Raw genomic sequence first — 23,742 nt, 5'->3', positions numbered from 1 at the left:
ACTAGAAAATGTCAGTAAGAAAGTTAAAACCAATTACACCTGGTCAGCGTTTTAGAGTAGTTAATGGGTATGACGCCATTACTACTGATAAGCCGGAAAAAAGCCTTTTGGCTCCGATCAAAAAATCAGGTGGTAGAAACAGTCAGGGTAAAATGACCATGCGCTACAAAGGTGGTGGTCACAAAAGACGTTACCGAGTTATCGATTTCAAACGTGACAAGCAGGGGATTCCTGCAACTGTTGCAACTATCGAATACGATCCAAATAGAACGGCCTTTATCGCTTTATTGAACTATCAGGATGGCGAAAAGAGGTATATCATTGCTCAGAATGGGCTTCAGGTAGGTCAAAACATCGTTTCTGGAAGCGAAGCTGTTGCTCCGGAAATTGGAAACGCCATGCCTTTAGCGAACATTCCACTGGGTACCATCATTTCTTGTATCGAGCTTAGAGCTGGTCAGGGAGCTGTTATGGCTCGTAGTGCCGGAGCTTTTGCTCAACTTCTTGCGAGAGAAGGGAAGTATGCTACGATCAAATTGCCTTCAGGAGAGATCAGAAGAATTCTGTCTACTTGTATGGCGACTATCGGGGCAGTTTCTAACAGTGACCATCAGCTATTGATCTCTGGTAAAGCCGGTAGAAAACGCTGGTTAGGTATCAGACCAAGAACAAGACCTGTAGCGATGAACCCAATCGATCACCCAATGGGTGGTGGTGAAGGTAGAGCTTCAGGAGGTCATCCAAGATCTAGAAAAGGTCTTCCTGCAAAAGGATTCAAGACCCGTTCTAAGACTAAGGCGAGTAACAAGTATATTGTAGAACGCAGAAAGACTAGAAAGAAATAATAAGATATGGCACGTTCATTAAAAAAAGGACCTTTCGTTCACTATAAACTGGAGCAAAAAGTTGCCCAGAATGTTGAGTCTGGAAAGAAAGCCGTGATCAAAACCTGGTCTCGTGCTTCTATGATTACTCCAGATTTCGTTGGACAAACCATCGCTGTGCATAACGGGAAGCAATTTGTACCTGTTTATGTAACTGAAAACATGGTGGGTCATAAATTAGGAGAATTTTCGCCAACACGTTCTTTTAGAGGGCATGCTGGTGCGAAAAATAAAGGTAAAAAATAATTGAAGCTATGGGAGTTCGTAAAAGAGAAAGAGCAGAGCAAATAAAAGAAGCCAAGCAACAGGTAGCTTTTGCTAAGTTGAATAACTGCCCTACTTCGCCAAGAAAGATGCGCCTAGTTGCGGATCTGGTAAGAGGAGAGAAAGTAGAAAAAGCGCTTCATATTTTGAAATTCAGCAAAAAAGAGGCATCAAACCGTTTAGAGAAGCTTTTGCTTTCAGCTATTGCCAACTGGCAGGCTAAGAACGAAGATGCTAGTATCGAAGATGCTGAATTGTTCGTGAAGGAGATTCGTGTGGATGGAGGAAGCATGTTGAAAAGACTTCGTCCAGCGCCACAGGGTCGTGCACACAGAATTAGAAAGAGATCCAATCACGTAACATTGGTGCTTGGAGCAAACAATAATACACAAAGCTAAGAGAGAGTATGGGACAAAAGACAAATCCAATCGGAAATCGCCTTGGTATCATCAGAGGATGGGAATCCAACTGGTACGGAGGAAACGACTACGGCGATAAATTAGCCGAAGACGATAAGATTAGAAAGTATATCCATGCACGTCTTTCTAAAGCTAGTGTTTCTCGTGTAATCATTGAGCGCACGCTGAAGCTTGTAACCGTTACTATCACCACTGCCAGACCTGGTATCATTATCGGTAAAGGTGGACAGGAGGTAGACAAGCTAAAAGAAGAGCTTAAAAAGATTACCGACAAGGAAGTTCAAATAAACATCTTTGAGATTAAAAGGCCAGAACTTGATGCTCACCTCGTAGCAGCAAGTGTTGCAAGACAGATAGAGAACCGTATCTCTTACCGTCGTGCGATCAAGATGGCTATTGCGGCTGCTATGAGAATGAACGCCGAAGGAATCAAAATTGAGATCTCCGGTCGTCTTAACGGTGCTGAAATGGCACGTTCAGAATCATACAAAGATGGTAGAATCCCTTTGTCAACTTTTAGGGCTGATATTGATTATGCTTTAGTGGAAGCTCATACTACTTATGGTAGACTGGGTGTTAAAGTATGGATCATGAAAGGTGAGGTATACGGAAAAAGAGAGCTTTCGCCTCTTGTTGGCCTTGCTAAGAACCAAGGAAAAAAATCCGGTGCCGGACGAGGTGGAAACAAATCACGTCGTAGAAAGTAATTTTTTAAAGTAAAAGGAAATGTTACAACCTAAAAGAACAAAATACCGTAAGCAACAAAAAGGCCGTATGAAGGGGCTTGCTCAAAGAGGGCATAGACTTTCAAATGGTACCTTTGGAATCAAATCTATGGATTCCAGCTTCGTGACCGCACGCCAGATCGAGGCAGCGCGTATTGCCGCTACTCGTTACATGAAGAGAGAAGGTTCTATCTGGATCAAAATTTTCCCAGATAAGCCTATTACAAAGAAACCTCTTGAAGTACGTATGGGTAAAGGTAAGGGTGCTGTAGAATACTGGGCAGCCGTGGTAAAACCAGGAAGAATCATGTTTGAAATTGGTGGTGTACCAATGGATATCGCTAAAGAGGCGCTTCGTCTTGCGGCACAGAAACTTCCTGTGAGAACTAAATTTGTTGTAGCTAGAGATTATCAAGAATAATTTTTTGAATTATGAAACAATCAGAAGTAAAAGAATTGTCTGTTGCAGAATTGCAAGAAGAGCTTGGTAAGTCTCGTAAAGCTTACGCAGATTTGAAGATGGCTCATGCTGTATCGCCTCTTGAAAATCCTATTCAGCTGCGCGCTGAAAGAAGAAAGGTTGCGAGACTGGCTACAGAGTTAACTAAAAGAGAACAACAATAATTGTTATTCTGCTGAAAGATGGAAAAAAGAAACTTAAGAAAAGAGCGTATTGGTGTTGTTACAAGTAACAAAATGCAGAAATCTATCGTGGTTTCTGAGGTGAAAAAAGTAAAACACCCTATGTATGGAAAATTCGTTTTAAAAACGAAAAAGTACGTAGCACACGACGAAAATAATGACTGCAACGAAGGGGATACTGTAAAGATCATGGAAACTAGACCTTTGAGTAAATCCAAGTGTTGGAGATTAGTAGAAATAATTGAAAGAGCGAAGTAATCATGGTACAACAAGAATCCAGACTAAAAGTAGCAGATAACACCGGGGCCAAAGAAGTTTTGGCGATCCGAGTGTTGGGAGGTACAAAAAAGCGATACGCTTCAGTTGGAGATAAGATCGTTGTGAGTGTGAAAGAAGCCACTCCAAACGGGAATATCAAAAAAGGAGCCGTGTCTACAGCTGTAGTTGTACGTACCACGAAAGAAGTACGCAGACCAGACGGATCTTACATCCGTTTTGATGATAACGCCTGTGTGCTTTTGAACCCTCAGGGAGAAATGCGCGGAACCCGTGTATTTGGTCCTGTAGCACGTGAACTTCGTGATAAGCAATTCATGAAAATTGTATCATTGGCACCTGAAGTGCTTTAATACATTAAGAAAATGACAAAGCTTAAAATCAAATCAGGAGATACTGTTCGTGTAATTGCCGGAGACCATAAAGGTCAGGAAGGTAAAGTACAGAAAGTACTTCGTGATAAAAATAAAGCCATCGTGGAAGGGGTTAACATGATCTCTAAACATGAAAAGCCGAGTGCTCAAAATCCACAAGGTGGTATTAAAGAGAAGGAAGCTCCTATCCATATTTCCAACCTAGCGCTTATCGATAATAACGGTAACACGACCAGAGTTGGTTTCAAAGAAGAGGATGGGAAGAAAGTGAGATTTTCTAAAAAATCTAATGAAGTAATTTAGTTATGGCATACTTACCAAGACTTAAACAGGAATACAACGAGCGTGTGAAGAATGCGCTTAGTGAGGAATTCAGCTACGCGAACGTAATGGAAATTCCAAAACTGGAGAAAATCGTCATCAGCCGTGGTGTTGGTGGTGCTGTAGCCGATAAGAAGCTTATCGATCATGCAGTTGATGAACTATCAGCTATCAGTGGTCAAAAAGCTGTTGCTACAATTTCCAAGAAAGACGTTGCGTCATTTAAGCTTCGTAAAGGAATGCCGATTGGTGCTAAAGTTACTTTACGTGGATATAGAATGTACGAATTCTTAGATAGATTGATTACTACCGCTTTACCGCGAGTAAGAGACTTTAACGGTATCAAATCTAATGGGTTTGATGGAAGAGGTAATTATAACCTTGGGGTAACCGAGCAGATTATCTTCCCTGAGATCGATATTGATGCAGTGAACCGAATTGCCGGTATGGATATCACTTTTGTGACTTCTGCCAATACCGATAAGGAAGCGAAAGCATTGTTAACCGAATTAGGATTACCTTTTAAAAAGAATTAATTATGGCTAAAGAATCAATGAAAGCCCGTGAGGTGAAGAGACAAAAACTGGTAAAAAAGTACGCTAAGAAACGTGAAGAGCTGAAAGAAGCTGGAGACTGGGAGGCGTTGCAGAAATTACCTAAAAACTCTTCTCCTGTTCGTTTGCACAACCGTTGTAAACTTACCGGAAGACCAAAGGGATACATGAGACAATTTGGAGTTTCCCGTGTAATGTTCAGGGAAATGGCTAATAAGGGATTAATTCCAGGGGTTAAGAAAGCTAGCTGGTAAGAATTATTTTTTAACTGGGAGAAGGTTCTAAATAGAGAAAACCACTTCCGAAATATTTTATAAATGAATACAGATCCTATTGCAGATTATCTAACAAGAATCAGGAACGCAAACGCGGCAAATCACCGTGTGGTGGAGATTCCTGCTTCCAATGTTAAGAAAGAGATCACCAAAATTTTATTCGATCAAGGATACATTCTTAGTTACAAGTTTGATGACGATACCGCTCAGGGAACCATCAAAATCGCTCTGAAGTATGATAAACTCACCAAAGAGCCGGTAATTAAGAAAATTCAAAGAATAAGTAAACCTGGTCTACGTAAGTATGCCGGCGCTAACGACATCCCAAGGATCCTGAACGGTCTTGGTGTGGCAATCGTTTCTACTTCTCATGGTGTAATGACCGGAAAGCAGGCGAAGGCTGAAAACGTTGGTGGAGAGGTATTGTGCTACGTATACTAAAAAGACGAAAAAGATGTCAAGAATAGGTAAAAGCCCAATTACAATTCCAGAAGGTGTAACGGTAGATTACAAAGACGGTGTTGTAACGGTAAAAGGAAAATTAGGAGAACTTCAGCAAACAATTACAGATATCGATGTAACCATTGAGGATAACACGATTTCTTTTGAGCGTTCTTCAGATAAAAGTGATCAGAAAGCAAAACACGGTCTTTACCGTGCTTTGGTGAACAATATGATTGAAGGTGTAACAAACGGCTTCACAAAAGAGCTGGAACTGGTTGGTGTTGGTTATCGTGCCAGCAACCAGGGAAACAAGCTTGACCTTGCCGTTGGTTATTCTCACAATATTGTAATAGATTTGGCTCCTGAAGTTAAAGTGGAGACTGTGACTGAGAAAGGTAAGAATCCTGTTGTGAAACTTACTTCTCATGACAAACAACTTGTAGGACAGGTTGCTGCTAAGATCCGTTCTTTCAGAAAGCCTGAGCCTTACAAAGGAAAAGGTATCAAGTTTGTTGGTGAACAACTAAGAAGAAAAGCAGGTAAATCAGCTTAATAAAAAGTAATTATGGCAGTTTCAAAACAAGATAGAAGAAATAAAATCAGAAGACGTATCCGTAAGGATATCGTTGGTACTGAGAGCCGTCCAAGATTATCTGTTTTCCGAAGCAATAAAGAGATTTATGCACAGATCATCGACGACGTAGAAGGAAAGACCCTAGCGTCAGCTTCTTCTAGAGATAAAGACATCGCTGCTGCAGCTTCTAGCAAGCAAGAGCAGGCGGCATTGGTTGGTAAGGCCATTGCTGAAAAAGCGAAGAAAGCCGGAATCGATACGATCTCTTTTGACAGAGGTGGGTATCTATATCACGGAAGAGTTAAATCATTAGCAGAAGGTGCTCGCGAAGGAGGACTAAAATTCTAAAAAGATATGTATCAAGATTATAAAAACGTAGAGCATGTAAAACCAGGAGGTCTTGAATTGAAAGACCGTTTGGTTGGAGTACAACGTGTTACGAAGGTTACTAAAGGTGGTAGAGCATTCGGTTTTTCTGCTATTGTAGTAGTAGGAGATGAAAATGGTGTTGTTGGCCAGGGACTTGGAAAGTCTAAAGAGGTTGCTGATGCTATTTCCAAAGCCGTGGAAGATGCCAAGAAAAACCTTGTTAGAATTCCTCTTCACAAAGGAACTTTGCCTCACGAGCAAAAAGGTAAATACGGTGGAGCCAGAGTGTTATTGATGCCGGCTGCTACTGGTACCGGGATCATTGCCGGTGGAGCTATTCGTGCGGTATTGGAATCAGTAGGAGTACATGATGTACTTTCTAAGAACCAGGGTTCTTCTAACCCTCACAACGTTGTTAAAGCTACTTTTGATGCCTTATTACAATTGAGAAGTGCTGAAACTGTTGCAAAACAGCGAGGTATTTCTTTAGAAAAGGTATTTAAAGGATAAATCAAGGAAAAGATGGGAAAGATTAAAGTTACAAAAACAAGAAGCGCCATCAACCGTACAAAGAATCAGAAGCGAATTCTTGAGGCTCTTGGTCTTAAGAAGATCGGTCAAACGGTTGAGCACGACGATACGCCAAACATCCTTGGTATGGTAAATAAAGTTAAACACTTAGTTTCTGTAGAAGAAACAAAATAATATCTCTCATGGATTTAAGTAACTTAAAACCTGCAGAAGGTTCAGTAAAAAAGGATGGCAAGCGTGTAGGCCGCGGAGAAGGCTCGGGTAAAGGTGGAACCGCTACCCGTGGTCATAAAGGGGCTAAATCACGTTCAGGTTATTCTAAGAAGATCGGTTTCGAAGGTGGGCAAATGCCTTTGCAGAGACGTGTTCCTAAGTTCGGTTTCAACAACAGAAATCGTAAAGAGTACCAGGGAATCAACCTGGATACACTACAAACATTAGTTGATAACGGTAGAATTAAAGATACTGTTGATATGGATGTTCTTGTAGAGAACGGTCTGGCTGGAAGAAACGAACTAGTTAAGATATTAGGTAGAGGTGAATTAAAGGCAAAGTTGAAAGTATCTGTTCATAAATTTACGGCCTCAGCGAAAGAAGCTATTGAAGCTGCCGGAGGTGAAGTTGTTACTTTATAATAGATATATCACATGAAATTCATCAATACGATTAAAAATATTTGGAAAATCGAGGAGCTAAAAAACCGAATTTTAGTAACCCTCGGTTTGCTTTTAGTGTATCGATTCGGTGCACAGGTGGTACTTCCGGGTATCGATGCAGCTCAATTATCAAATCTTGCAACCCAGACTGAAAACGGGTTGCTTGGTTTGCTGAATGCATTTACCGGTGGTGCTTTCTCTAACGCATCGGTTTTCGCATTGGGAATCATGCCGTATATCTCGGCTTCCATTGTGGTGCAGTTGATGGGAATCGCGATTCCTTATCTTCAGAAGCTACAGAAAGAAGGAGAGAGCGGTCGTAAGAAAATCAACCAGATTACAAGGTGGTTAACCATTGCCATTACGCTTGTACAGGGTCCTGGTTATATCTATAATCTGTTTGCAACCCTGCCGTCTGAAGCGTTTTTGCTTGGAAATAACTTAACATTTGTAGTTTCTTCAGTAATCATCCTTACCACCGGTACCATCTTCGCGATGTGGCTGGGTGAGAAGATTACTGATAAGGGTATCGGTAACGGGATCTCCCTGCTTATTATGGTAGGAATCATTGCCAGAATGCCTTTGGCTTTCGTTCAGGAGTTCGCCTCACGAGTTTTTGAATCGAACGGTGGTTTGATTATGATCCTTATCGAATTGGTGATCTGGTTCGCAGTGATCATGGCCTGTGTGTTACTGGTTATGGCTGTAAGACAAATACCGGTTCAGTATGCGAGAAGAACCGCTTCTGGCGGGTATGAAAAGAATGTATTCGGTTCAAGACAATATATACCTCTTAAGCTGAATGCATCTGGAGTGATGCCAATCATCTTTGCGCAGGCAATTATGTTCATTCCTGTAGCGATCGCCGGATTGTCTGATTCGGAAGCTGCTCAGGGTGTGACCGCGGCATTTAGAAATATATTCGGATTTTGGTATAATCTGGTTTTCGCTTTGTTGATTATTATTTTCACCTATTTCTACACAGCGATCACCGTTCCAACGAATAAAATGGCTGACGATCTTAAACGCAGTGGAGGGTTTATCCCGGGTATTCGCCCAGGAACCGAAACTTCCGAGTATCTGGATCGTATCATGTCTCAAATAACGCTTCCAGGATCTATCTTCCTGGCGCTAATTGCAGTGTTTCCTGCAATCGTATATTCACTGTTGGGTGTGCAGCAGGGATGGGCGTTGTTCTTTGGAGGTACCTCGCTTCTGATTTTAGTGGGAGTTGCAATAGATACTATGCAGCAGGTAAATTCTTACCTATTGAATAGACACTATGACGGATTAATGAAAACAGGTAAAAACAGAAAAGCAGTAGCTTAATTATGGCAAAACAACCACCAATTGAACAGGACGGAACAATCATTGAAGCATTGTCAAATGCGATGTTCCGAGTAGAATTGGAGAACGGCCACGTTGTAACGGCCCATATCTCTGGTAAGATGAGAATGCATTACATCAAATTGTTGCCAGGAGATAAGGTCAAACTGGAAATGAGTCCTTACGATTTATCCAAGGCTCGAATAACTTACAGATACTAAAAAGTAATTTTCAGGAGTTTATAAATTTTTTATACTTTTGCACTCTGAAAAATTTATGACGCCTAAATTTCACGGAATGGGATAACTCCCTGCCGGTGAACAAAAAACAGATAAGATGAAAGTTAGAGCATCAATAAAAAAGAGAAGTGCCGACTGCAAGATTGTTCGCAGAAAAGGGCGCCTTTACGTAATTAACAAAAAGAATCCCAAGTTTAAACAAAGACAAGGCTAATTATGGCAAGAATAGCAGGGGTTGATATACCTAAACAAAAGCGAGGAGTTATAGCATTGACCTATATCTTCGGTATTGGTAAAAGCAGAGCTCAGGAGATCCTGGCTGCAGCCAAAGTAGACGAAAGCAAAAAAGTTTCAGACTGGGACGATGACGAGATTGGTCGCATTCGTGAAGCAGTTGGTCAATACACCATCGAAGGGGAATTGCGTACTGAAGTTCAGATGAGCATCAAACGTCTAATGGATATTGGATGTTACAGAGGTATTCGTCACAGAGTGGGACTTCCACTAAGAGGACAGCGTACCAAGAACAACTCTAGAACTCGTAAAGGAAGAAGAAAAACAGTTGCTAACAAGAAAAAAGCAACTAAATAGTAAGTAGTATGGCAAAGAAGACAAATCAAAAAGCCGGAAAAACCCAGAAGAAACGTAAAGTTATCGTGGAGTCTAATGGAGAAGCTCACGTAACGGCGTCTTTCAACAACATCATCATCTCTCTTACCAATAAAAAAGGAGATGTGGTAGCTTGGTCATCTGCTGGTAAGATGGGCTTTAGAGGATCTAAAAAGAATACTCCTTACGCTGCGCAGCTTGCCGCTGAAGATGCTTCAAAAGTAGCTCACGAAGCTGGTTTGCGTAAAGTAAAGGTGTACGTAAAAGGTCCTGGAAATGGTAGAGAATCTGCAATCCGTTCTATCCACAATAGCGGAATAGAGGTTACAGAGATTATCGATATCACTCCACTTCCACACAACGGTTGTCGTCCACCTAAGAGACGTAGAGTATAAGTATTTTAATAATTAGGAGAGGAATTAGATTATCGAAGGACTAATGCCTTAATTCATAATCCCTTTCCCAAACAACTATAGTAATGGCAAGATATACAGGTCCAAAAACTAAAATAGCCCGTAAATTCGGAGAGCCTATTTTTGGTGACGACAAATCTTTTGAAAAAAGAAATTACCCTCCGGGACAGCACGGTAACAACCGTCGTCGTGGAAAAAAATCGGAATACGCAATCCAGTTGATGGAGAAGCAGAAGGCGAAGTATACGTATGGTATCCTGGAGCGTCAATTCCGTAATATGTTCGAGAAAGCTACCCGTTCTCAGGGAATTACCGGTGAGGTATTATTACAGCTTTGCGAGAGCCGTTTGGATAACGTGGTTTACCGTATGGGTGTAGCGCCTTCTAGAAGAGCAGCCCGCCAGTTGGTAGGTCACCGTCACATCACAGTAAACGGGGAGATCGTGAACATTCCATCTTATCACCTAAAGGCAGGAGATGTTGTTGGAGTTCGTGAGAAATCTAAATCTTTAGGTGTTGTTCAGGAATCACTGTCTAACAATAGCGCAGTGTATGAATGGTTATCTTGGAATTCAGAGAAAAAAGAAGGAACATTTGTTTCCGTTCCAGGAAGAGTTCAGATTCCTGAAAATATCAATGAACAATTCATCGTCGAATTATATTCGAAATAATAATTCACACAGAAGTCGAAATATGGCATTATTAAATTTTCAAAAGCCCGATAAAGTTATAATGATTGATTCTACCGATTTCGAGGGGAAATTTGAATTTCGCCCTTTGGAACCGGGTTACGGATTAACCGTTGGTAACGCTTTAAGACGAGTGCTTTTATCTTCTTTGGAAGGTTTCGCGATCACTTCAGTACGTATTGAAGGTGTAGATCACGAATTCTCTACCATTTCCGGAGTTGTGGAGGATGTTACTGAAATAGTATTGAATCTGAAGCAAATCCGTTTCAAAAGACAGATAGACGAGATCGATAACGAATCGGTAACCATTTCAGTTTCCGGAGAAGAGCAGTTAACTGCCGGTCACTTCCAGAAATTTATCTCAGGTTTCCAAATTCTGAATCCAGATCAGATCATCTGTCACATGGATAAGAAAGTGAGCCTGAACATGGAGATCACTATTGAGAAAGGTAGAGGTTATGTTCCTGCTGAAGAGAACAAAAAGCCTAACGCACCTCTTGGAACCATTTTTACCGATTCGATCTATACTCCGATTAAAAACGTGAAGTATAGCATTGAGAACTATCGTGTAGAGCAAAAGACCGATTATGAGAAACTGGTTTTCGAAATCATTTCTGATGGGTCTATTCATCCAAAAGATGCGTTAACTGAAGCAGCCAAGACACTCATTCACCACTTTATGTTGTTCTCTGATGAGAGAATTACACTGGAGGCTGATGAAATTGCCCAAACCGAGACTTATGATGAAGAATCTCTTCACATGAGACAGCTCCTGAAAACCAAACTGGTTGACCTGGATCTTTCGGTTAGAGCACTGAACTGCCTGAAAGCGGCTGAGGTTGATACCCTTGGAGACCTTGTATCTTACAACAAGAACGATCTGATGAAATTCAGAAACTTCGGAAAAAAATCTCTTACTGAATTGGAAGAGCTGGTAAGCAACAAAGGTTTGAACTTCGGTATGGATCTTTCAAAATATAAATTAGATAAAGACTAGTTGTAGCTTTCCAAGCTGCATAATATTTAACCATCATATTTTGCTCCCCAGAGCGGGTCGCAGCAAGATGATGAAACAAAAAACGTCATGAGACACGGAAAAAAGATAAACCATTTAGGTAGAAAAACAGCCCATCGTAAGGCAATGCTTGCGAATATGGCTTGTTCCCTGATCGAGCACAAACGCATCAACACCACTCTTGCCAAAGCAAAAGCTTTAAAAGTGTTTGTTGAACCAATGATCACCAAGTCTAAAGAAGATACTACGCACAATAGACGTGTAGTTTTTAGTAAACTTCGTAGTAAAGACGCGGTAAGTGAATTGTTCCGCGAGGTAGCTCCTAAAGTGGGAGACCGTCCGGGAGGATATACTCGAGTGATCAAGTTAGGTAGTCGTCTTGGGGATGCTGCTGAAATGGCCATGATCGAGTTGGTAGATTACAACGAAACTTACGGTGTGGATAAGCCGAAGAAAAAGAAATCTACCAGACGTGCAGGTAAGAAAACTTCTGAGGCTCCTGCTCAACCAAAGGCAGAAGCTCCTAAGAAGGAAGAAGCAAAAGCTGAAGAAAAGAAAGATGACAAAAAAGAAGAATAGAAATGCTTCTTATTTTAATCTGATATTTAAAAGGATAAACTTTTTTGGTTTATCCTTTTTTTATACCCTTTTGAGAATAAAAACTTTTAATTTTACGGCAACAACAATACAACTATGAAATATCAGCCACGCAAAAAAGCACTTATTTTACTGGAGGATGGAACTATTTTCTACGGAAAAGCGGTAGGAGATAAAGATGGTTCGGCAGTAGGAGAGGTTTGTTTCAACACCGGGATGACCGGCTATCAGGAAATTTTTACTGATCCTTCGTACTACGGCCAATTAATGGTTACCACCAATGCCCATATCGGGAATTACGGAACCAATGAAGACGAGAATGAATCAGATAGAGCGAAGATTTCCGGGCTAATTTGTAAAAATTTCAGCTACACGCAATCGCGACCAGCGGCCGATCAAACGCTGCTGGAGTTCCTGGATGATAGTAACCTATTTGCTATTTCAGATGTGGATACCCGGGCTTTGGTGACCTATATCCGTGAAAATGGGGCCATGAATGCTATTATTTCAACTGATGTGGAGAATATCGAAGGCCTGAAAGCGAAACTGAAAGAAGTGCCGAATATGAAAGGTCTGGAACTCGCTTCTAAAGTATCTGTGAAAGAACCTTATTTTTACGGTGATGAAAATGCTACCTATAAGATCGCTGCGCTGGATGTAGGGATTAAAAGGAACATCCTTCGGAATTTGGCAAAAAGGGACGCTTACATCAAGGTTTTTCCTTATGATGCAAGTTATGAAGATATGAAAGCCTGGAATCCGGATGGGTATTTTCTTTCAAACGGTCCTGGTGATCCGGAGCCTTTAGAAAGTGCTATTAATGCTACAAAAGATATTATTGAAAATAACCATCCCTTATTCGGAATTTGCCTGGGTCATCAAATCATAGCAATCGCTAATGGTATCCAGACTTATAAAATGCATCATGGCCACCGTGGGATCAACCACCCGGTTAAAAACCTGGTGAGCGGAAAAGGAGAGATCACTTCTCAAAACCATGGGTTTTCAGTAGATAAAGAGCAAACCGAGAATCATCCTGATGTGGAGGTAACCCATGTTTGTTTGAACGACGGTACTGTGGGCGGACTTGCCATGAAGTCTAAAAACGTATTTTCAGTACAATACCATCCCGAAGCTAGTCCGGGACCACACGATGCGAGTTATTTATTTGATGAATTTATTGAAAGAATAGCATCAGCAAGATCTTAATAATGAGATTATTATGTTAAAGCCGGCATCTGCCGGCTTTTTTTATTTGTTCAAATCCCGCACTACTGGCGGTTTTTGGAATGTTTTTTGTCTTTCGCAAAACTGTTAATAACCTAATCTAATTTTTTATGAGAAAAATTTTTATTCTGGCTCTCATGCTGGTAGGCATGAACAGTTTTGCCCAGGAGCAGGCAACTCAAAATTCCGGAGACCTTCCGCAAACCCAAGATCAGTTTTCCTTAAATTTTCTGGCACCTTCTGTGGAGTATGAATTGGCAATAGGGCAGCGTTCCAGTCTGGATTTTCTGGCCGGTCTTTATTTTGGATATGAAAAATGGATGGATGAAGATGCAGAGTTCGGGATATATCCTTTTTTTCAAACACAGTATCGCTATTACTACAATTTTGACAAGCGACTGGAAAAAGGGAAAAATATCCAAAACAATAGTGGGAATTATATTTCCGGAGTGGTGCTGCTGGATCCGGGAAAACCAATTATTGGAGATCTGGAACAATCTGGAGGTTTTTCCGGAGTTGTGGGGCCAGCCTGGGGACTACAACGGGTTTACGGCCGACATTTTAAGCTGAACCTGAATTTAGGTTTGGGTTACGGCTTTGACCAGGATGATTCTTACCTGGCGGGAATTTTAGGTTTCCAGCTAGGTTTTAAATTAGGTAAACAATAAGTAATCTAATTTCAGATTTTTAAATCTTCATATTTATGGGCATTTATAGTGATGAATTATAAATTTTTCAATGCGGTGTACGAAAACGATTGAAATTAATTTATCGTTATAAATGCCTTAAAACTACCGTCTTCACTCGCTTTTTAGCACTCGTCTTTGTATCTTGCAGAGAATTCAATTAACTAATTAAAAAAGATTATGAGTGCGATTTTAGATATTCACGCCCGCCAGATTTTTGACTCACGCGGAAACCCTACAGTAGAGGTTGATGTAGTTACTGAAAATGGTATTCTTGGACGTGCAGCAGTTCCTTCTGGAGCTTCAACAGGTGAACATGAGGCCGTAGAGCTTCGTGACGGCGGAAAAGACTACATGGGTAAGGGTGTTTCTAAAGCTATTGAAAACGTAAACGGAGAGATTGCAGAGAGATTGCTTGGGTTTTCGGTTTTTGAACAAAACCTGATCGACCAGACCATGCGTGATCTTGATGGAACTCCAAATAAATCCAAACTGGGGGCTAACGCCATCCTTGGTGTTTCTCTTGCAGTGGCTAAGGCTGCAGCCAATGAGCTTGGATTGCCGCTCTATCGCTACGTAGGTGGTGTAAGCGCCAACACTTTGCCGGTACCTATGATGAACATTATCAACGGCGGTTCTCACAGTGATGCGCCAATCGCTTTTCAGGAATTCATGATCATGCCTGTAAAGGCAAAAGATTTTAGCCACGCGATCAAAATGGGAACTGAAATTTTCCATAACCTGAAGAAAGTATTACACGATAGAGGTCTTAGTACTGCAGTAGGAGATGAAGGAGGTTTTGCTCCAACACTGGACGGAACGGAAGATGCCTTGGACACCATCCTGAATGCAATTGAGAAATCTGGTTATAAGCCGGGAGAGGAAGTGATGATCGCTTTGGATTGTGCTTCTGCGGAATTTTACGTGAACGGAAAATACGACTATACGAAATTTGAAGGAGATAAAGGTAAGGTAAGAACTAGCGAAGAACAGGCAGAATACCTTGCTGAGCTGGCTTCAAAATACCCAATTATCTCTATCGAGGATGGAATGGATGAAAATGACTGGGAAGGCTGGAAAGCGCTTACAGATAAAGTAGGTGATAAAGTTCAGCTGGTTGGAGATGATTTGTTCGTGACTAACGTAGAAAGACTTTCTCGTGGTATTGATGAGAGCATCGCAAATTCGATCCTGATCAAAGTAAACCAGATCGGTACACTAACTGAAACCATTGCAGCGGTAAATATGGCTCACAACGCCGGGTATACTTCTGTAATGTCGCACCGTTCCGGAGAGACAGAAGATAATACGATTGCTGATCTTGCCGTAGCTTTGAATACGGGGCAGATCAAAACCGGTTCTGCTTCTCGAAGTGACCGTATGGCAAAATATAACCAGTTGCTTCGAATTGAGGAAGAATTGGGAGATATGGCTTATTATCCTCAGGATAAAGCCTTCAAGATCAAATAAGGTTTTGAGTGAAATAGAATTGTAGAAAGCTTCCTTCGGGAAGCTTTTTTTATGGCTCGGGGTGAAATTCAGAATTCTTTTATTAACAATGATTTAATTAAAAATTATTAGTGAAAACGCTTGCTATTGCTTAATTTCAAGGAATTAACCAACGAAAATGAGTACCCGTTTTTTATTTGTCGCCGCCGAGAACGACGCCATTCCAAAATGCAAAGCCGGCGGGATGGGCGATGTGGTTCGCGATGTTCCTCGCCAGATCGCTTCCAGGGGTGATGAAGTCTCTGTGGTGTGTCCCGCTTATTCCAGATTGCATATCGATCAGCAAAAAGTTGCTGAAATTGATTTCACTTTTCGTGGGAGTCCGCAACGAGCTGAAGTTTTTGAAGTGGCCGGAAAAAAGGAAGTTCCGGGCATCAGGCATTATGTGATCCATCATCCCGAGATCAAATCGGGTGATATAGCCCATATTTATTTCAACGACCCGGAGCAGCCATTTTTTACTGATGCCAATATGTTCTCACTTTTCTGTACAGCGGTGGCTGCGACTATCACCCACGGTGTATTTGGGAAGATTCATATTGCGCACCTGCATGACTGGCATACCAGCATGTTGTTGTTTTTACGGGAATTCCATCCATCTTATCAGGATCTGAAAAAGATTCGGTTTGTGTATTCCGTTCATAATTTGGCGATCCAGGGCATTCGGCCATTCGATCATAATTATTCTTCTGTGAGGGCTTTTTTTCCGGAAGTAGCCTATAATGAAGAACTGCTTCGTGACCCGAGGTATACCGATTGTATCAATCTAATGGCTGTAGGGATCAGGTTGGCAGATGCGGTACACACCGTTTCTCCTTCTTATAAAGAAGACGTTCAAAAACCCAGCAACCCGCCACATTTTATTGGAGGAGAAGGGCTGGAAAATGATCTGAAACAGGCAAATAAAGAAAACCGACTCTTCGGAATTTTGAACGGTGCGAATTATGCCAATATCAATACGGTGGAAAAGGGCATATTGTTCCGGCAGTGCGTTCGTAGGTTTTTCCGCTGGCTTCAGGAAGAGAATAAAGATTATAAAGCTCATTATATGGCGCACACCGGCGAGAAGATCACTCGCTGGCAGGAGAAGTCACCAGATTTTATCTGTTGTTCCGTAGCCAGATTGACCGAACAAAAGTTTTATTTTTTCCGGGATGATCCACATTTGCTGGATTCTTTAATGGAAAAGCTGAATGAGGTAAACGGGGTATACATTCTTTTGGGTACCGGCGCCCCGGAATATGAAGTGCTTTTCCGCGAAGCGAGTTACCGCCATAAGAATTTCATTTTCATCAATGCCCAGTCTGAAAGCATCATCGATATGTTGTACCAGGAATCTAATCTTTACCTGATGCCGAGCCAGTTTGAACCCTGCGGGATCAGCCAGATGCTCGCGATGCGAAACGGCCAGCCCTGTTTGGTGCATCACACCGGCGGTTTGATAGATACGGTCAAACATATGAAAACGGGCTTTAGTTTTAGCGGGGAAACTATTGACGAGCAGAAACAGGATTTTGTAAAAGTTTTCCGGGAAGCGGTTGATATTTTCTTTCAGGATCGAAAAAAATGGAACCGAATTGCGGCGAATGCGAAAAAGGAGCGATTTACCTGGGAAAAATCAGTAGATCAATATTATGAGCAACTCTATTCGATAGCAGTTACTTAGCCATAATCTGCATCGTTGGCCTCATAGAATAATAATATCGAAAGCCTCATTTTTATATAATTTCTTAATCTGAACTTTATACTGTCACAATAATTAGGAGTTTAGCGTTATATGTTCCGGAAATATGAATATTTACGGGCTTTTGCTGAAATTTCAGTAGTCAGATTAGAATTATTTTAACACTAAATTTCGTAATTTAGCAATCCTTAAAAATTAAATCAAAAAAGAACAACATTTAATAATATGTCTAAACAAGCAACACTCGAATTTGACGGGAAGAAATATGAGTTTCCGGTTACTGTAGGAACTGAAGGAGAAATAGGAATTGAAATTAAGAAGCTGCGAGGTGAAGCTGGATTGATCACGCTGGATCCCGGTTACAAGAACACGGGTAGCTGCGAGAGTGCGATCACTTTTTTAGACGGGGAACAGGGAATTCTTCGTTACAGAGGGTATGCTATCGAAGATCTCGCCGAAAAAGCAGATTTTCTGGAAGTAGCTTATCTTTTGATTTTTGGGGAACTTCCGAATAAGCAGCAATTAGAGAAATTTACCACTGATATCAAAGAAGAGTCTCATGTAGACGAGGAGATGAAGAAAATCCTTGACGGATTCCCTAAAGCGGCTCACCCAATGGGCGTGCTTTCTTCATTAACCAGTGCTTTGATCGCGTTCAACCCGTCTTCCGTAGATGTTTCATCAGAAGAAGATATGTATAAGGCGATTGTCAAGATCATGGGGAAATTCCCGGTTCTTGCGGCGTGGACGCTTAGGAAGAAAAATAGCCTTCCGCTAAATCACGGTGACGATTCACTGGGTTACGTGGAGAATCTTCATAAAATGATGTTCGAAAAACCTGGTAAATCATACAAAGTAGATAAGGCTGTGATCGATGCACTGGATAAATTGCTGATCCTTCATGCTGATCATGAGCAGAACTGTTCTACTTCTACGGTGCGTATGGTAGGTTCTTCTCATGCCGGGCTTTTTGCTTCTATATCAGCAGGTATTTCTGCATTGTGGGGGCCGCTTCACGGTGGTGCTAACCAGGCAGTGATCGAAATGCTGGAGGGAATCAAGGAAGATGGTGGAGACACTCATAAATTCATGGAGAAAGCGAAAGATAAGGAAGATCCTTTCCGTTTGATGGGTTTTGGTCACCGTGTGTACAAGAATTTCGATCCTCGTGCGAAGATCATCAAAAAATCTGCTGATGAAGTTTTAGGGCAGCTTGGTGTGGAAGATCCAGTTCTGGATATCGCCAAAGGCCTGGAAAGAGAAGCCCTGGAAGATCAGTATTTTGTAGATAGAAAACTGTATCCTAACGTAGACTTCTATTCAGGAATTATTTATAGAGCGCTTGGTATTCCGGTGGAAATGTTCACCGTCATGTTCGCTCTGGGTAGACTTCCTGGCTGGATCGCTCAATGGAGAGAAATGAGATTGAAAAAAGAACCAATTGGTCGTCCAAGACAGATCTATATTGGTGAAAATCACAGAGAATTCAAGCCGCTGGGAAGCCGTTCATAGTTTTCCAGAACAGTACGAATAATAGACTTAAAAGCTTCATTCCTGTGAATGGAGCTTTTTTTATATTTGCCCAAAACAGAACAAAATGAACCTTCATATTACCAACGAAACTTCGCGTCTGCGTGCGGTGGTTTTGGGAACCGCGAAAAGTAACGGCCCCATTCCAACCCTAGAGGAAGCTTATGACCCGAAGTCAAAAGAACATATTCAGGCGGGAACCTATCCTGCGGAAGAAGATATGGTCAACGAAATAGAATCGGTCGCGGCAGTTTTGGAGAAATATGAAGTACAGGTTTTCAGGCCGAAGATCATCGAAAATTATAACCAGATCTTTACACGTGACATCGCATTTGTGATCGATGACAAACTGGTGAAATCAAATATTCTTCCAGATCGTGACCAGGAAATTGAAGCGATTGATCACGTGATTCGGCAAATAGATCCCGAGAAGATCATCAGGCTTCCGGAAGAAGCGCATATCGAAGGAGGAGATGTGATGCCTATGGGTGATTATATTTTCGTTGGAACCTATAAAGGCAAGGATTATAAAGACTTTATTACGGCCCGCACCAACATTCAGGCGGTGGAAGCCCTGAAAGAAATTTTTCCGAATAAAACAGTGAAAAGCTTCAGTTTGAAAAAATCGAACAGCATTGCCCGGGATAATGCGCTGCACCTGGACTGTTGTTTTCAGCCAGTTGGGAAAAACAAGGCCATTATCTATAAAGAAGGTTTCTTGATCGAAGAAGAACTGAACTGGCTCATTGATTTCTTCGGAAAAGAGCATATTTACGAGATCACACGGGACGAGATGTATCACATGAATTCTAATATTTTCTCCATTTCTGAAGATGTAGTGATTTCAGAAAAGAATTTTACCAGGCTGAATAGCTGGCTGCGAGATCAGGTAATGACGGTTGAAGAAGTACCTTATGCAGAAATTTCCAAGCAGGAAGGCTTATTGAGATGTTCCACTTTACCATTAATCAGAGATTAGTATGAGAACGAAGCAGATTACAGATACCATTTTGATGGTAAGACCAGTGGCGTTCAGAATGAATGAAGAGACCGCGGTCAATAATTATTTTCAAAAAAAACTGACCGATCTTGACGCAAATGCCGAAGCTCAGAAAGAGTTTGACCGTTTTGTGGAAAAGCTCAGATCAGTCGGCGTCAATGTTATTACGGTTGATGATGTGATCGAGGATAACACGCCCGATTCTATTTTTCCAAATAACTGGGTTTCTTTCCACGAAACCGGGAAAATCGCCTTATATCCCATGTTTGCTGAAAACAGGAGAAAGGAACGTCGCCTGGAATACTTTGCAAAACTCGAGGAAGCCGGTTTTGAGATCAAGGAGGTAATTGATTATACCAGTGCCGAGGAAGATGATGTTTTCCTGGAAGGTACCGGTAGCCTGATCCTGGATCGTGTAAATCAGAAAGCTTATTGCGCGTTGTCACCACGAGCCGATGAAGACCTGATGATCGAATTCTGTGAAGATTTCGAATTTACTCCGGTGATCTTTAATGCGTTTCAAACCGTAAATGGTAAGCGTCTTCCCATTTATCACACGAATGTCATGATGTGTGTGGCTGAAGAATTTGCAGTGGTTTGCCTGGATACGATCGACGATAAGAAAGAGCGAAAAAACCTTTTGAAGCATTTAAAGGAAGACGGCAAGGAGATCATCGCAATTTCTGAGGCGCAAATGCACGAATTTGCCGGGAATATGCTCCAGGTTCAGGGTGATAAAAAATACCTGGTCATGAGCGAACGAGCTCGTAAAAGCCTCAATCCAGATCAGGTTGCCAAAATTGAAAAGCACTGTGAAATTCTAAGTGCCGATCTGCCGACCATTGAAATTTGTGGCGGCGGAAGTGCCCGTTGTATGATGGCAGAAGTCTTTCTTCCGAAAGCCTGAACGAATGCAATTAAACCTAAACCTGTCTTTTCAATTTCCTGATAAAAAGGATGCTGATAAGGATCGTGAAAAAAGCGAATGGCAGGGACGTGATGATCAGTAGTTTCTGCATCGCGGTGAGCACATTTGTGTCCTGCCTCGCAGCGCCAAGGAGTATAATTGCCTCGCAGAATATGAAAATAACCGCGGCCCAGGCAAAACGGTATTTTTTAGAAGGTTCGGTTTTTCCTTTATCGGTGAACATGCTTAAAACATAAATGGCCGAATCTACAGAAGTTACCAGGAAGCTGATTAGCAACAGGATTACAACGAGACTGCTGAAAAGCGGGAATGGATAATTTTCCAAAAACAGGAAAATAGAAGTAAATACATTTCCAAAGTCATCCTGATAGCTAGAAGAGTTTTTGACGATCTCAAAAGCGGCATCTCCAAAGACACTGAACCAGAAAAAACTGCCTATTGACGGAATGAGCAACACCCCGATGATGAGTTCCCGGATGGTCCTGCCTTTAGAGATCCTGGCGATGAATACTCCGGTAAATGGAGCCCAGGCTAGCCAAAAAGCCCAGTAATAATAAGTCCATTCGGTTAAAAATGGCTTTCCGGGATCATATTTGTCAAAAGCGAGGCTCATCGGTACGAAATCGATGAGGTAATGGTAAAAAGAATTGGAAAAGCTCTCAAAAATCCCCGCAATATCGCTGAACAAAAAAATAAAAAGCAGCAGCGCAGTGGTAATATAAATATTCCAGTTCGAGATCAGGCTAATTCCTTTATGAATGCCGTACCAGGCAGATACGAAAGCCAGGCTGCAAATCACCAGTACTAATGCCATATTTAGCCCGAGAGAACCTGGTGGTTTCTGTATCAAATGACTAATTCCTCCTTCAATTTGGGTGGTTCCCAGGCCAACGGCGGCAACCAGACCAGTAATGGTGGTGATAATGGTTAAAATATCGATCAGTTTCGGAAGTCGTCCTGTGCTGCTTTTTTTTCCGAATAAACTACTGAGCCGAATATCTTTTTTAGTGACGAAAAGAGAATAGGCGATGATCAGGGCGAAAATGCCATAGAAAGCCCATGCGGTAAAACCCCATTGGTAAAAGGTGTATTCCAGGGCCATGATTTCGGCTGAAGTTCCGGTTTCCAGTGGTTGGTGCAGAAACATAAACACCGGTTCCTGGACCGCCCGTAGCAAAATGCCAGCGCCCATCCCGGCGCTGTACAGCATCGCGATCCAGGTAAGCCTGTTAAATTCTGGCGGAGCCGATCCCAGCCTGATGCTTCCGAAAGGGGAAAAACCGAGTGCCAGCGTTCCGATAACACAAACGAAGCCCAGCCACAAGTAAAAACTTCCGAAGTAATTTCGAACCCACAGGGAGCTGGTTTCAATAGCCTGGTAAAAATTTTCTGGAAAGAGAAAGATGCCAATTGAACAGACCAGCAGCGTTAACGCAGAAATGCTGAAAACTTTATTGCTGAATATCCCGGCCAAGCGCTCGCTCAAATTCAAGTTTTCTTAAAACTACTCTTTTTTGTGGCCTTTCGCAATGGTGTTGATCATTCCTTCAAAAATAAAATAATGAAACGGGTACATGGAATACCAGTATAAACGCCCGAGAATTCCTTTGGGGCGAAAAGTGGCGTTTTGATGCAGTATGTTCTTCTCATCGATTTTAAATTCGAGCCAGGCTTCTCCCGGGACTTTCATTTCAGCAAACAACAGCAGTCTTCTTTCCTCGCGATCCGCCAGCAGGACCCTCCAAAAATCCAATGAATCGCCGGCGTTGATCTTGTCGGGATGTGTGCGGCCTCTTCTTAGGCCTACGCCGCCGACCATTTTATCCAGGAATCCGCGAATCTTCCAGAGAAAATCGGCATAATACCAACCGTTATATCCGCCAATTGCCCAGATGCGATTGAGCACTTCCTCGGGATTTTCAATTTTCACTTCTTTTTTGTCATGCAAACAACCGTACTTGGGTAATTGCACATATTTGTTGAGGTCTTTACGGAAACGCCCGCTGCTCAGCGAATCCTTCCAGCTGGAGATCACTTCATTTTGTTCGATTTTATAAAATGCCATTTCGATGGCTTCACGATAATGTATCGGTTCAATATTGAGCAGTTCCTGCAGGCGGGTGTCTTTGGTGATCACTTCCACTTTCATACTGTCTACCAGGTTTTGAGCCAGCCGGTAAGACGTAGAGGTAACGAAATACAGCCAGTAGGAACTCAACCGCGGAGACATTACCGGTACATCCACGATCCAGATTTTTAGACCTCGCACATCGGCGTAGATCTGCATCATTTCCTTATAGGTGAGAATATCGGGCCCTCCCACATCAAAAGATTCATTATAACAGGCTTCCCGGCCTATAACACAGGTAAGATACTGGATAATGTTCCTGATGGCAATAGGCTGGCAACGCGTTTTGACCCATCGGGGTGTTACCATAGCCGGCAGTTTTTCACAAAGGTCCCGAATGATCTCAAAGGAAGAAGAACCCGAACCCACGATGATCGCGGCGCGCAGAACGGTGAGTTTAAAATCGCCTTTATACAGGATGTCTTCTACCTGTTTCCTTGATTTCAGGTGTTTGGAAAGCTCTTTTTCATTCACGATCCCGCTGAGATAAATCACCTGGTTAACCGAAGTTTGCTCCATCATCTGGTTGAAATTCCTTGCTGCTTCGGCTTCTTTCTCGTCAAAATCTTTAGTGGAAGCAGACATGGAATGGATGAGGTAATAGGCAACGTCGATATTCCTGATTTTCTCGGGAGCTTCCGTGTCTTTTAAAAAATCCAGTTCCACGATCTCCACCTTTTCGATCAGTTCTTCATTAGAGGTAAATCGAACTTTGTTGCGAACCGCGCAGATCACTTCGTGACCGTCGTCCAGCAATTTAGGAAGCAGTCTCATGCCTATGTAGCCATTTGCCCCGGTAAGTAATATGCGCATTTGAAGAATTTGAACTTCAAATTAGAAATTAAATTACTACT

34 protein-coding genes are annotated in these 23,742 nt (G+C 42.0%); 32 read left to right on the top strand and 2 right to left on the bottom strand.

Features of this window, described 5'->3' with window-relative positions; all coding sequences use genetic code 11:
* Positions 1-8 precede the first annotated feature (8 nt).
* The 32 genes from rplB (at position 9) to ctlX (ending at position 20,739) form a co-directional block, all read left to right on the top strand.
* On the top strand, positions 9-845 hold the full coding sequence (gene rplB / locus GRFL_RS03885; protein ID WP_083643384.1) for a 50S ribosomal protein L2: 837 nt from the start codon (positions 9-11) through the stop codon (positions 843-845).
* Between the two features lie 6 nt (positions 846-851).
* On the top strand, positions 852-1,130 hold the full coding sequence (gene rpsS / locus GRFL_RS03880; protein ID WP_083643383.1) for a 30S ribosomal protein S19: 279 nt from the start codon (positions 852-854) through the stop codon (positions 1,128-1,130).
* Between the two features lie 8 nt (positions 1,131-1,138).
* Positions 1,139-1,546 (top strand): 50S ribosomal protein L22, encoded by a 408-nt coding sequence (rplV, locus tag GRFL_RS03875; RefSeq protein ID WP_083643382.1) that lies wholly within the window; start codon positions 1,139-1,141, stop codon positions 1,544-1,546.
* Between the two features lie 8 nt (positions 1,547-1,554).
* Positions 1,555-2,274 (top strand): 30S ribosomal protein S3, encoded by a 720-nt coding sequence (rpsC, locus tag GRFL_RS03870; protein ID WP_083643381.1) that lies wholly within the window; start codon positions 1,555-1,557, stop codon positions 2,272-2,274.
* Positions 2,275-2,293: 19 nt separating this feature from the next.
* Positions 2,294-2,713 (top strand): 50S ribosomal protein L16, encoded by a 420-nt coding sequence (gene rplP, locus GRFL_RS03865; RefSeq protein WP_083643380.1) that lies wholly within the window; start codon positions 2,294-2,296, stop codon positions 2,711-2,713.
* A gap of 11 nt (positions 2,714-2,724) precedes the next feature.
* Positions 2,725-2,916: a 50S ribosomal protein L29 gene (rpmC, locus tag GRFL_RS03860; RefSeq protein WP_083643379.1), complete on the top strand. Its 192-nt coding sequence runs from the start codon at positions 2,725-2,727 to the stop codon at positions 2,914-2,916.
* Between the two features lie 18 nt (positions 2,917-2,934).
* Positions 2,935-3,192: a 30S ribosomal protein S17 gene (gene rpsQ, locus GRFL_RS03855; RefSeq protein WP_083643378.1), complete on the top strand. Its 258-nt coding sequence runs from the start codon at positions 2,935-2,937 to the stop codon at positions 3,190-3,192.
* 2 nt (positions 3,193-3,194) lie between these two features.
* Positions 3,195-3,563: a 50S ribosomal protein L14 gene (gene rplN, locus GRFL_RS03850; RefSeq protein WP_083643377.1), complete on the top strand. Its 369-nt coding sequence runs from the start codon at positions 3,195-3,197 to the stop codon at positions 3,561-3,563.
* 12 nt (positions 3,564-3,575) lie between these two features.
* Positions 3,576-3,887 carry a 50S ribosomal protein L24 gene (rplX, locus tag GRFL_RS03845; RefSeq protein WP_083643376.1) on the top strand — a complete coding sequence of 104 codons (312 nt, stop codon included), beginning with the start codon at positions 3,576-3,578 and terminating at the stop codon, positions 3,885-3,887.
* Between the two features lie 2 nt (positions 3,888-3,889).
* The gene (rplE, locus tag GRFL_RS03840; protein ID WP_083643375.1) at positions 3,890-4,441 is read left to right on the top strand and encodes a 50S ribosomal protein L5; all 552 of its coding nucleotides are present in this window, start codon (positions 3,890-3,892) and stop codon (positions 4,439-4,441) included.
* Positions 4,442-4,443: 2 nt separating this feature from the next.
* Complete coding sequence (gene rpsN / locus GRFL_RS03835; RefSeq protein WP_083643374.1) at positions 4,444-4,713, top strand: 30S ribosomal protein S14; 270 nt, start codon at positions 4,444-4,446, stop codon at positions 4,711-4,713.
* 63 nt (positions 4,714-4,776) lie between these two features.
* Entirely contained in the window at positions 4,777-5,175 is a 399-nt protein-coding gene (rpsH, locus tag GRFL_RS03830; protein WP_083643373.1) for a 30S ribosomal protein S8, read from the top strand.
* Positions 5,176-5,188: 13 nt separating this feature from the next.
* On the top strand, positions 5,189-5,731 hold the full coding sequence (gene rplF / locus GRFL_RS03825) for a 50S ribosomal protein L6 (RefSeq protein WP_083643372.1): 543 nt from the start codon (positions 5,189-5,191) through the stop codon (positions 5,729-5,731).
* A 12-nt stretch (positions 5,732-5,743) separates the two neighbouring features.
* Positions 5,744-6,100, top strand: coding sequence for a 50S ribosomal protein L18 (gene rplR, locus GRFL_RS03820; protein WP_083643371.1), 357 nt, complete (start codon positions 5,744-5,746; stop codon positions 6,098-6,100).
* A 6-nt stretch (positions 6,101-6,106) separates the two neighbouring features.
* Positions 6,107-6,631: a 30S ribosomal protein S5 gene (rpsE, locus tag GRFL_RS03815; protein ID WP_083643370.1), complete on the top strand. Its 525-nt coding sequence runs from the start codon at positions 6,107-6,109 to the stop codon at positions 6,629-6,631.
* A gap of 12 nt (positions 6,632-6,643) precedes the next feature.
* Positions 6,644-6,826 (top strand): 50S ribosomal protein L30, encoded by a 183-nt coding sequence (rpmD, locus tag GRFL_RS03810; RefSeq protein ID WP_083643369.1) that lies wholly within the window; start codon positions 6,644-6,646, stop codon positions 6,824-6,826.
* 8 nt (positions 6,827-6,834) lie between these two features.
* The gene (gene rplO, locus GRFL_RS03805; protein ID WP_083643368.1) at positions 6,835-7,287 is read left to right on the top strand and encodes a 50S ribosomal protein L15; all 453 of its coding nucleotides are present in this window, start codon (positions 6,835-6,837) and stop codon (positions 7,285-7,287) included.
* A 12-nt stretch (positions 7,288-7,299) separates the two neighbouring features.
* Positions 7,300-8,637: a preprotein translocase subunit SecY gene (gene secY / locus GRFL_RS03800; RefSeq protein ID WP_083643367.1), complete on the top strand. Its 1,338-nt coding sequence runs from the start codon at positions 7,300-7,302 to the stop codon at positions 8,635-8,637.
* A 2-nt stretch (positions 8,638-8,639) separates the two neighbouring features.
* Positions 8,640-8,855, top strand: a complete 216-nt coding sequence (infA, locus tag GRFL_RS03795; protein WP_083643366.1) for a translation initiation factor IF-1 — start codon at positions 8,640-8,642, stop codon at positions 8,853-8,855.
* Positions 8,856-8,970: 115 nt separating this feature from the next.
* On the top strand, positions 8,971-9,087 hold the full coding sequence (gene ykgO / locus GRFL_RS03790; protein WP_015361145.1) for a type B 50S ribosomal protein L36: 117 nt from the start codon (positions 8,971-8,973) through the stop codon (positions 9,085-9,087).
* 2 nt (positions 9,088-9,089) lie between these two features.
* On the top strand, positions 9,090-9,464 hold the full coding sequence (rpsM, locus tag GRFL_RS03785) for a 30S ribosomal protein S13 (RefSeq protein WP_083643365.1): 375 nt from the start codon (positions 9,090-9,092) through the stop codon (positions 9,462-9,464).
* Between the two features lie 8 nt (positions 9,465-9,472).
* Positions 9,473-9,877 (top strand): 30S ribosomal protein S11, encoded by a 405-nt coding sequence (gene rpsK / locus GRFL_RS03780; protein ID WP_083643364.1) that lies wholly within the window; start codon positions 9,473-9,475, stop codon positions 9,875-9,877.
* Positions 9,878-9,960: 83 nt separating this feature from the next.
* Entirely contained in the window at positions 9,961-10,566 is a 606-nt protein-coding gene (rpsD, locus tag GRFL_RS03775) for a 30S ribosomal protein S4 (RefSeq protein ID WP_083643363.1), read from the top strand.
* Between the two features lie 22 nt (positions 10,567-10,588).
* Positions 10,589-11,581, top strand: a complete 993-nt coding sequence (locus tag GRFL_RS03770; protein ID WP_083643362.1) for a DNA-directed RNA polymerase subunit alpha — start codon at positions 10,589-10,591, stop codon at positions 11,579-11,581.
* A gap of 87 nt (positions 11,582-11,668) precedes the next feature.
* Complete coding sequence (gene rplQ, locus GRFL_RS03765; RefSeq protein ID WP_083643361.1) at positions 11,669-12,178, top strand: 50S ribosomal protein L17; 510 nt, start codon at positions 11,669-11,671, stop codon at positions 12,176-12,178.
* 114 nt (positions 12,179-12,292) lie between these two features.
* Positions 12,293-13,405, top strand: coding sequence for a glutamine-hydrolyzing carbamoyl-phosphate synthase small subunit (carA, locus tag GRFL_RS03760; protein WP_083643360.1), 1,113 nt, complete (start codon positions 12,293-12,295; stop codon positions 13,403-13,405).
* Positions 13,406-13,533: 128 nt separating this feature from the next.
* The gene (locus GRFL_RS03755) at positions 13,534-14,091 is read left to right on the top strand and encodes a DUF3575 domain-containing protein (protein ID WP_083643359.1); all 558 of its coding nucleotides are present in this window, start codon (positions 13,534-13,536) and stop codon (positions 14,089-14,091) included.
* A 198-nt stretch (positions 14,092-14,289) separates the two neighbouring features.
* A complete protein-coding gene (gene eno / locus GRFL_RS03750; RefSeq protein ID WP_083643358.1) occupies positions 14,290-15,579 on the top strand; it encodes a phosphopyruvate hydratase in 1,290 nt (429 codons plus the stop codon).
* 157 nt (positions 15,580-15,736) lie between these two features.
* Positions 15,737-17,284, top strand: a complete 1,548-nt coding sequence (locus GRFL_RS03745) for a glycogen synthase (RefSeq protein ID WP_083643357.1) — start codon at positions 15,737-15,739, stop codon at positions 17,282-17,284.
* Between the two features lie 243 nt (positions 17,285-17,527).
* Positions 17,528-18,814: a citrate synthase gene (locus GRFL_RS03740; protein WP_083643356.1), complete on the top strand. Its 1,287-nt coding sequence runs from the start codon at positions 17,528-17,530 to the stop codon at positions 18,812-18,814.
* Positions 18,815-18,899: 85 nt separating this feature from the next.
* Complete coding sequence (locus tag GRFL_RS03735) at positions 18,900-19,811, top strand: dimethylarginine dimethylaminohydrolase family protein (RefSeq protein WP_083643355.1); 912 nt, start codon at positions 18,900-18,902, stop codon at positions 19,809-19,811.
* Between the two features lies 1 nt (position 19,812).
* Positions 19,813-20,739, top strand: a complete 927-nt coding sequence (gene ctlX / locus GRFL_RS03730; protein WP_083643354.1) for a citrulline utilization hydrolase CtlX — start codon at positions 19,813-19,815, stop codon at positions 20,737-20,739.
* A gap of 16 nt (positions 20,740-20,755) precedes the next feature.
* Here the strand turns inward: ctlX and GRFL_RS03725 are convergent, their stop codons facing one another.
* Together GRFL_RS03725 and GRFL_RS03720 are read right to left on the bottom strand one after the other, a co-directional pair.
* A complete protein-coding gene (locus GRFL_RS03725) occupies positions 20,756-22,246 on the bottom strand; it encodes a BCCT family transporter (RefSeq protein ID WP_083645949.1) in 1,491 nt (496 codons plus the stop codon).
* A gap of 18 nt (positions 22,247-22,264) precedes the next feature.
* Complete coding sequence (locus tag GRFL_RS03720; protein ID WP_083643353.1) at positions 22,265-23,701, bottom strand: SDR family oxidoreductase; 1,437 nt, start codon at positions 23,699-23,701, stop codon at positions 22,265-22,267.
* Positions 23,702-23,742 lie beyond the last annotated feature (41 nt).

This window comes from Christiangramia flava JLT2011, from assembly GCF_001951155.1.
GTDB lineage: Bacteria > Bacteroidota > Bacteroidia > Flavobacteriales > Flavobacteriaceae > Christiangramia > Christiangramia flava.
Note: the sequence above shows the minus strand (reverse complement) of the source record. Positions and strands in the feature narration are given on the sequence as shown.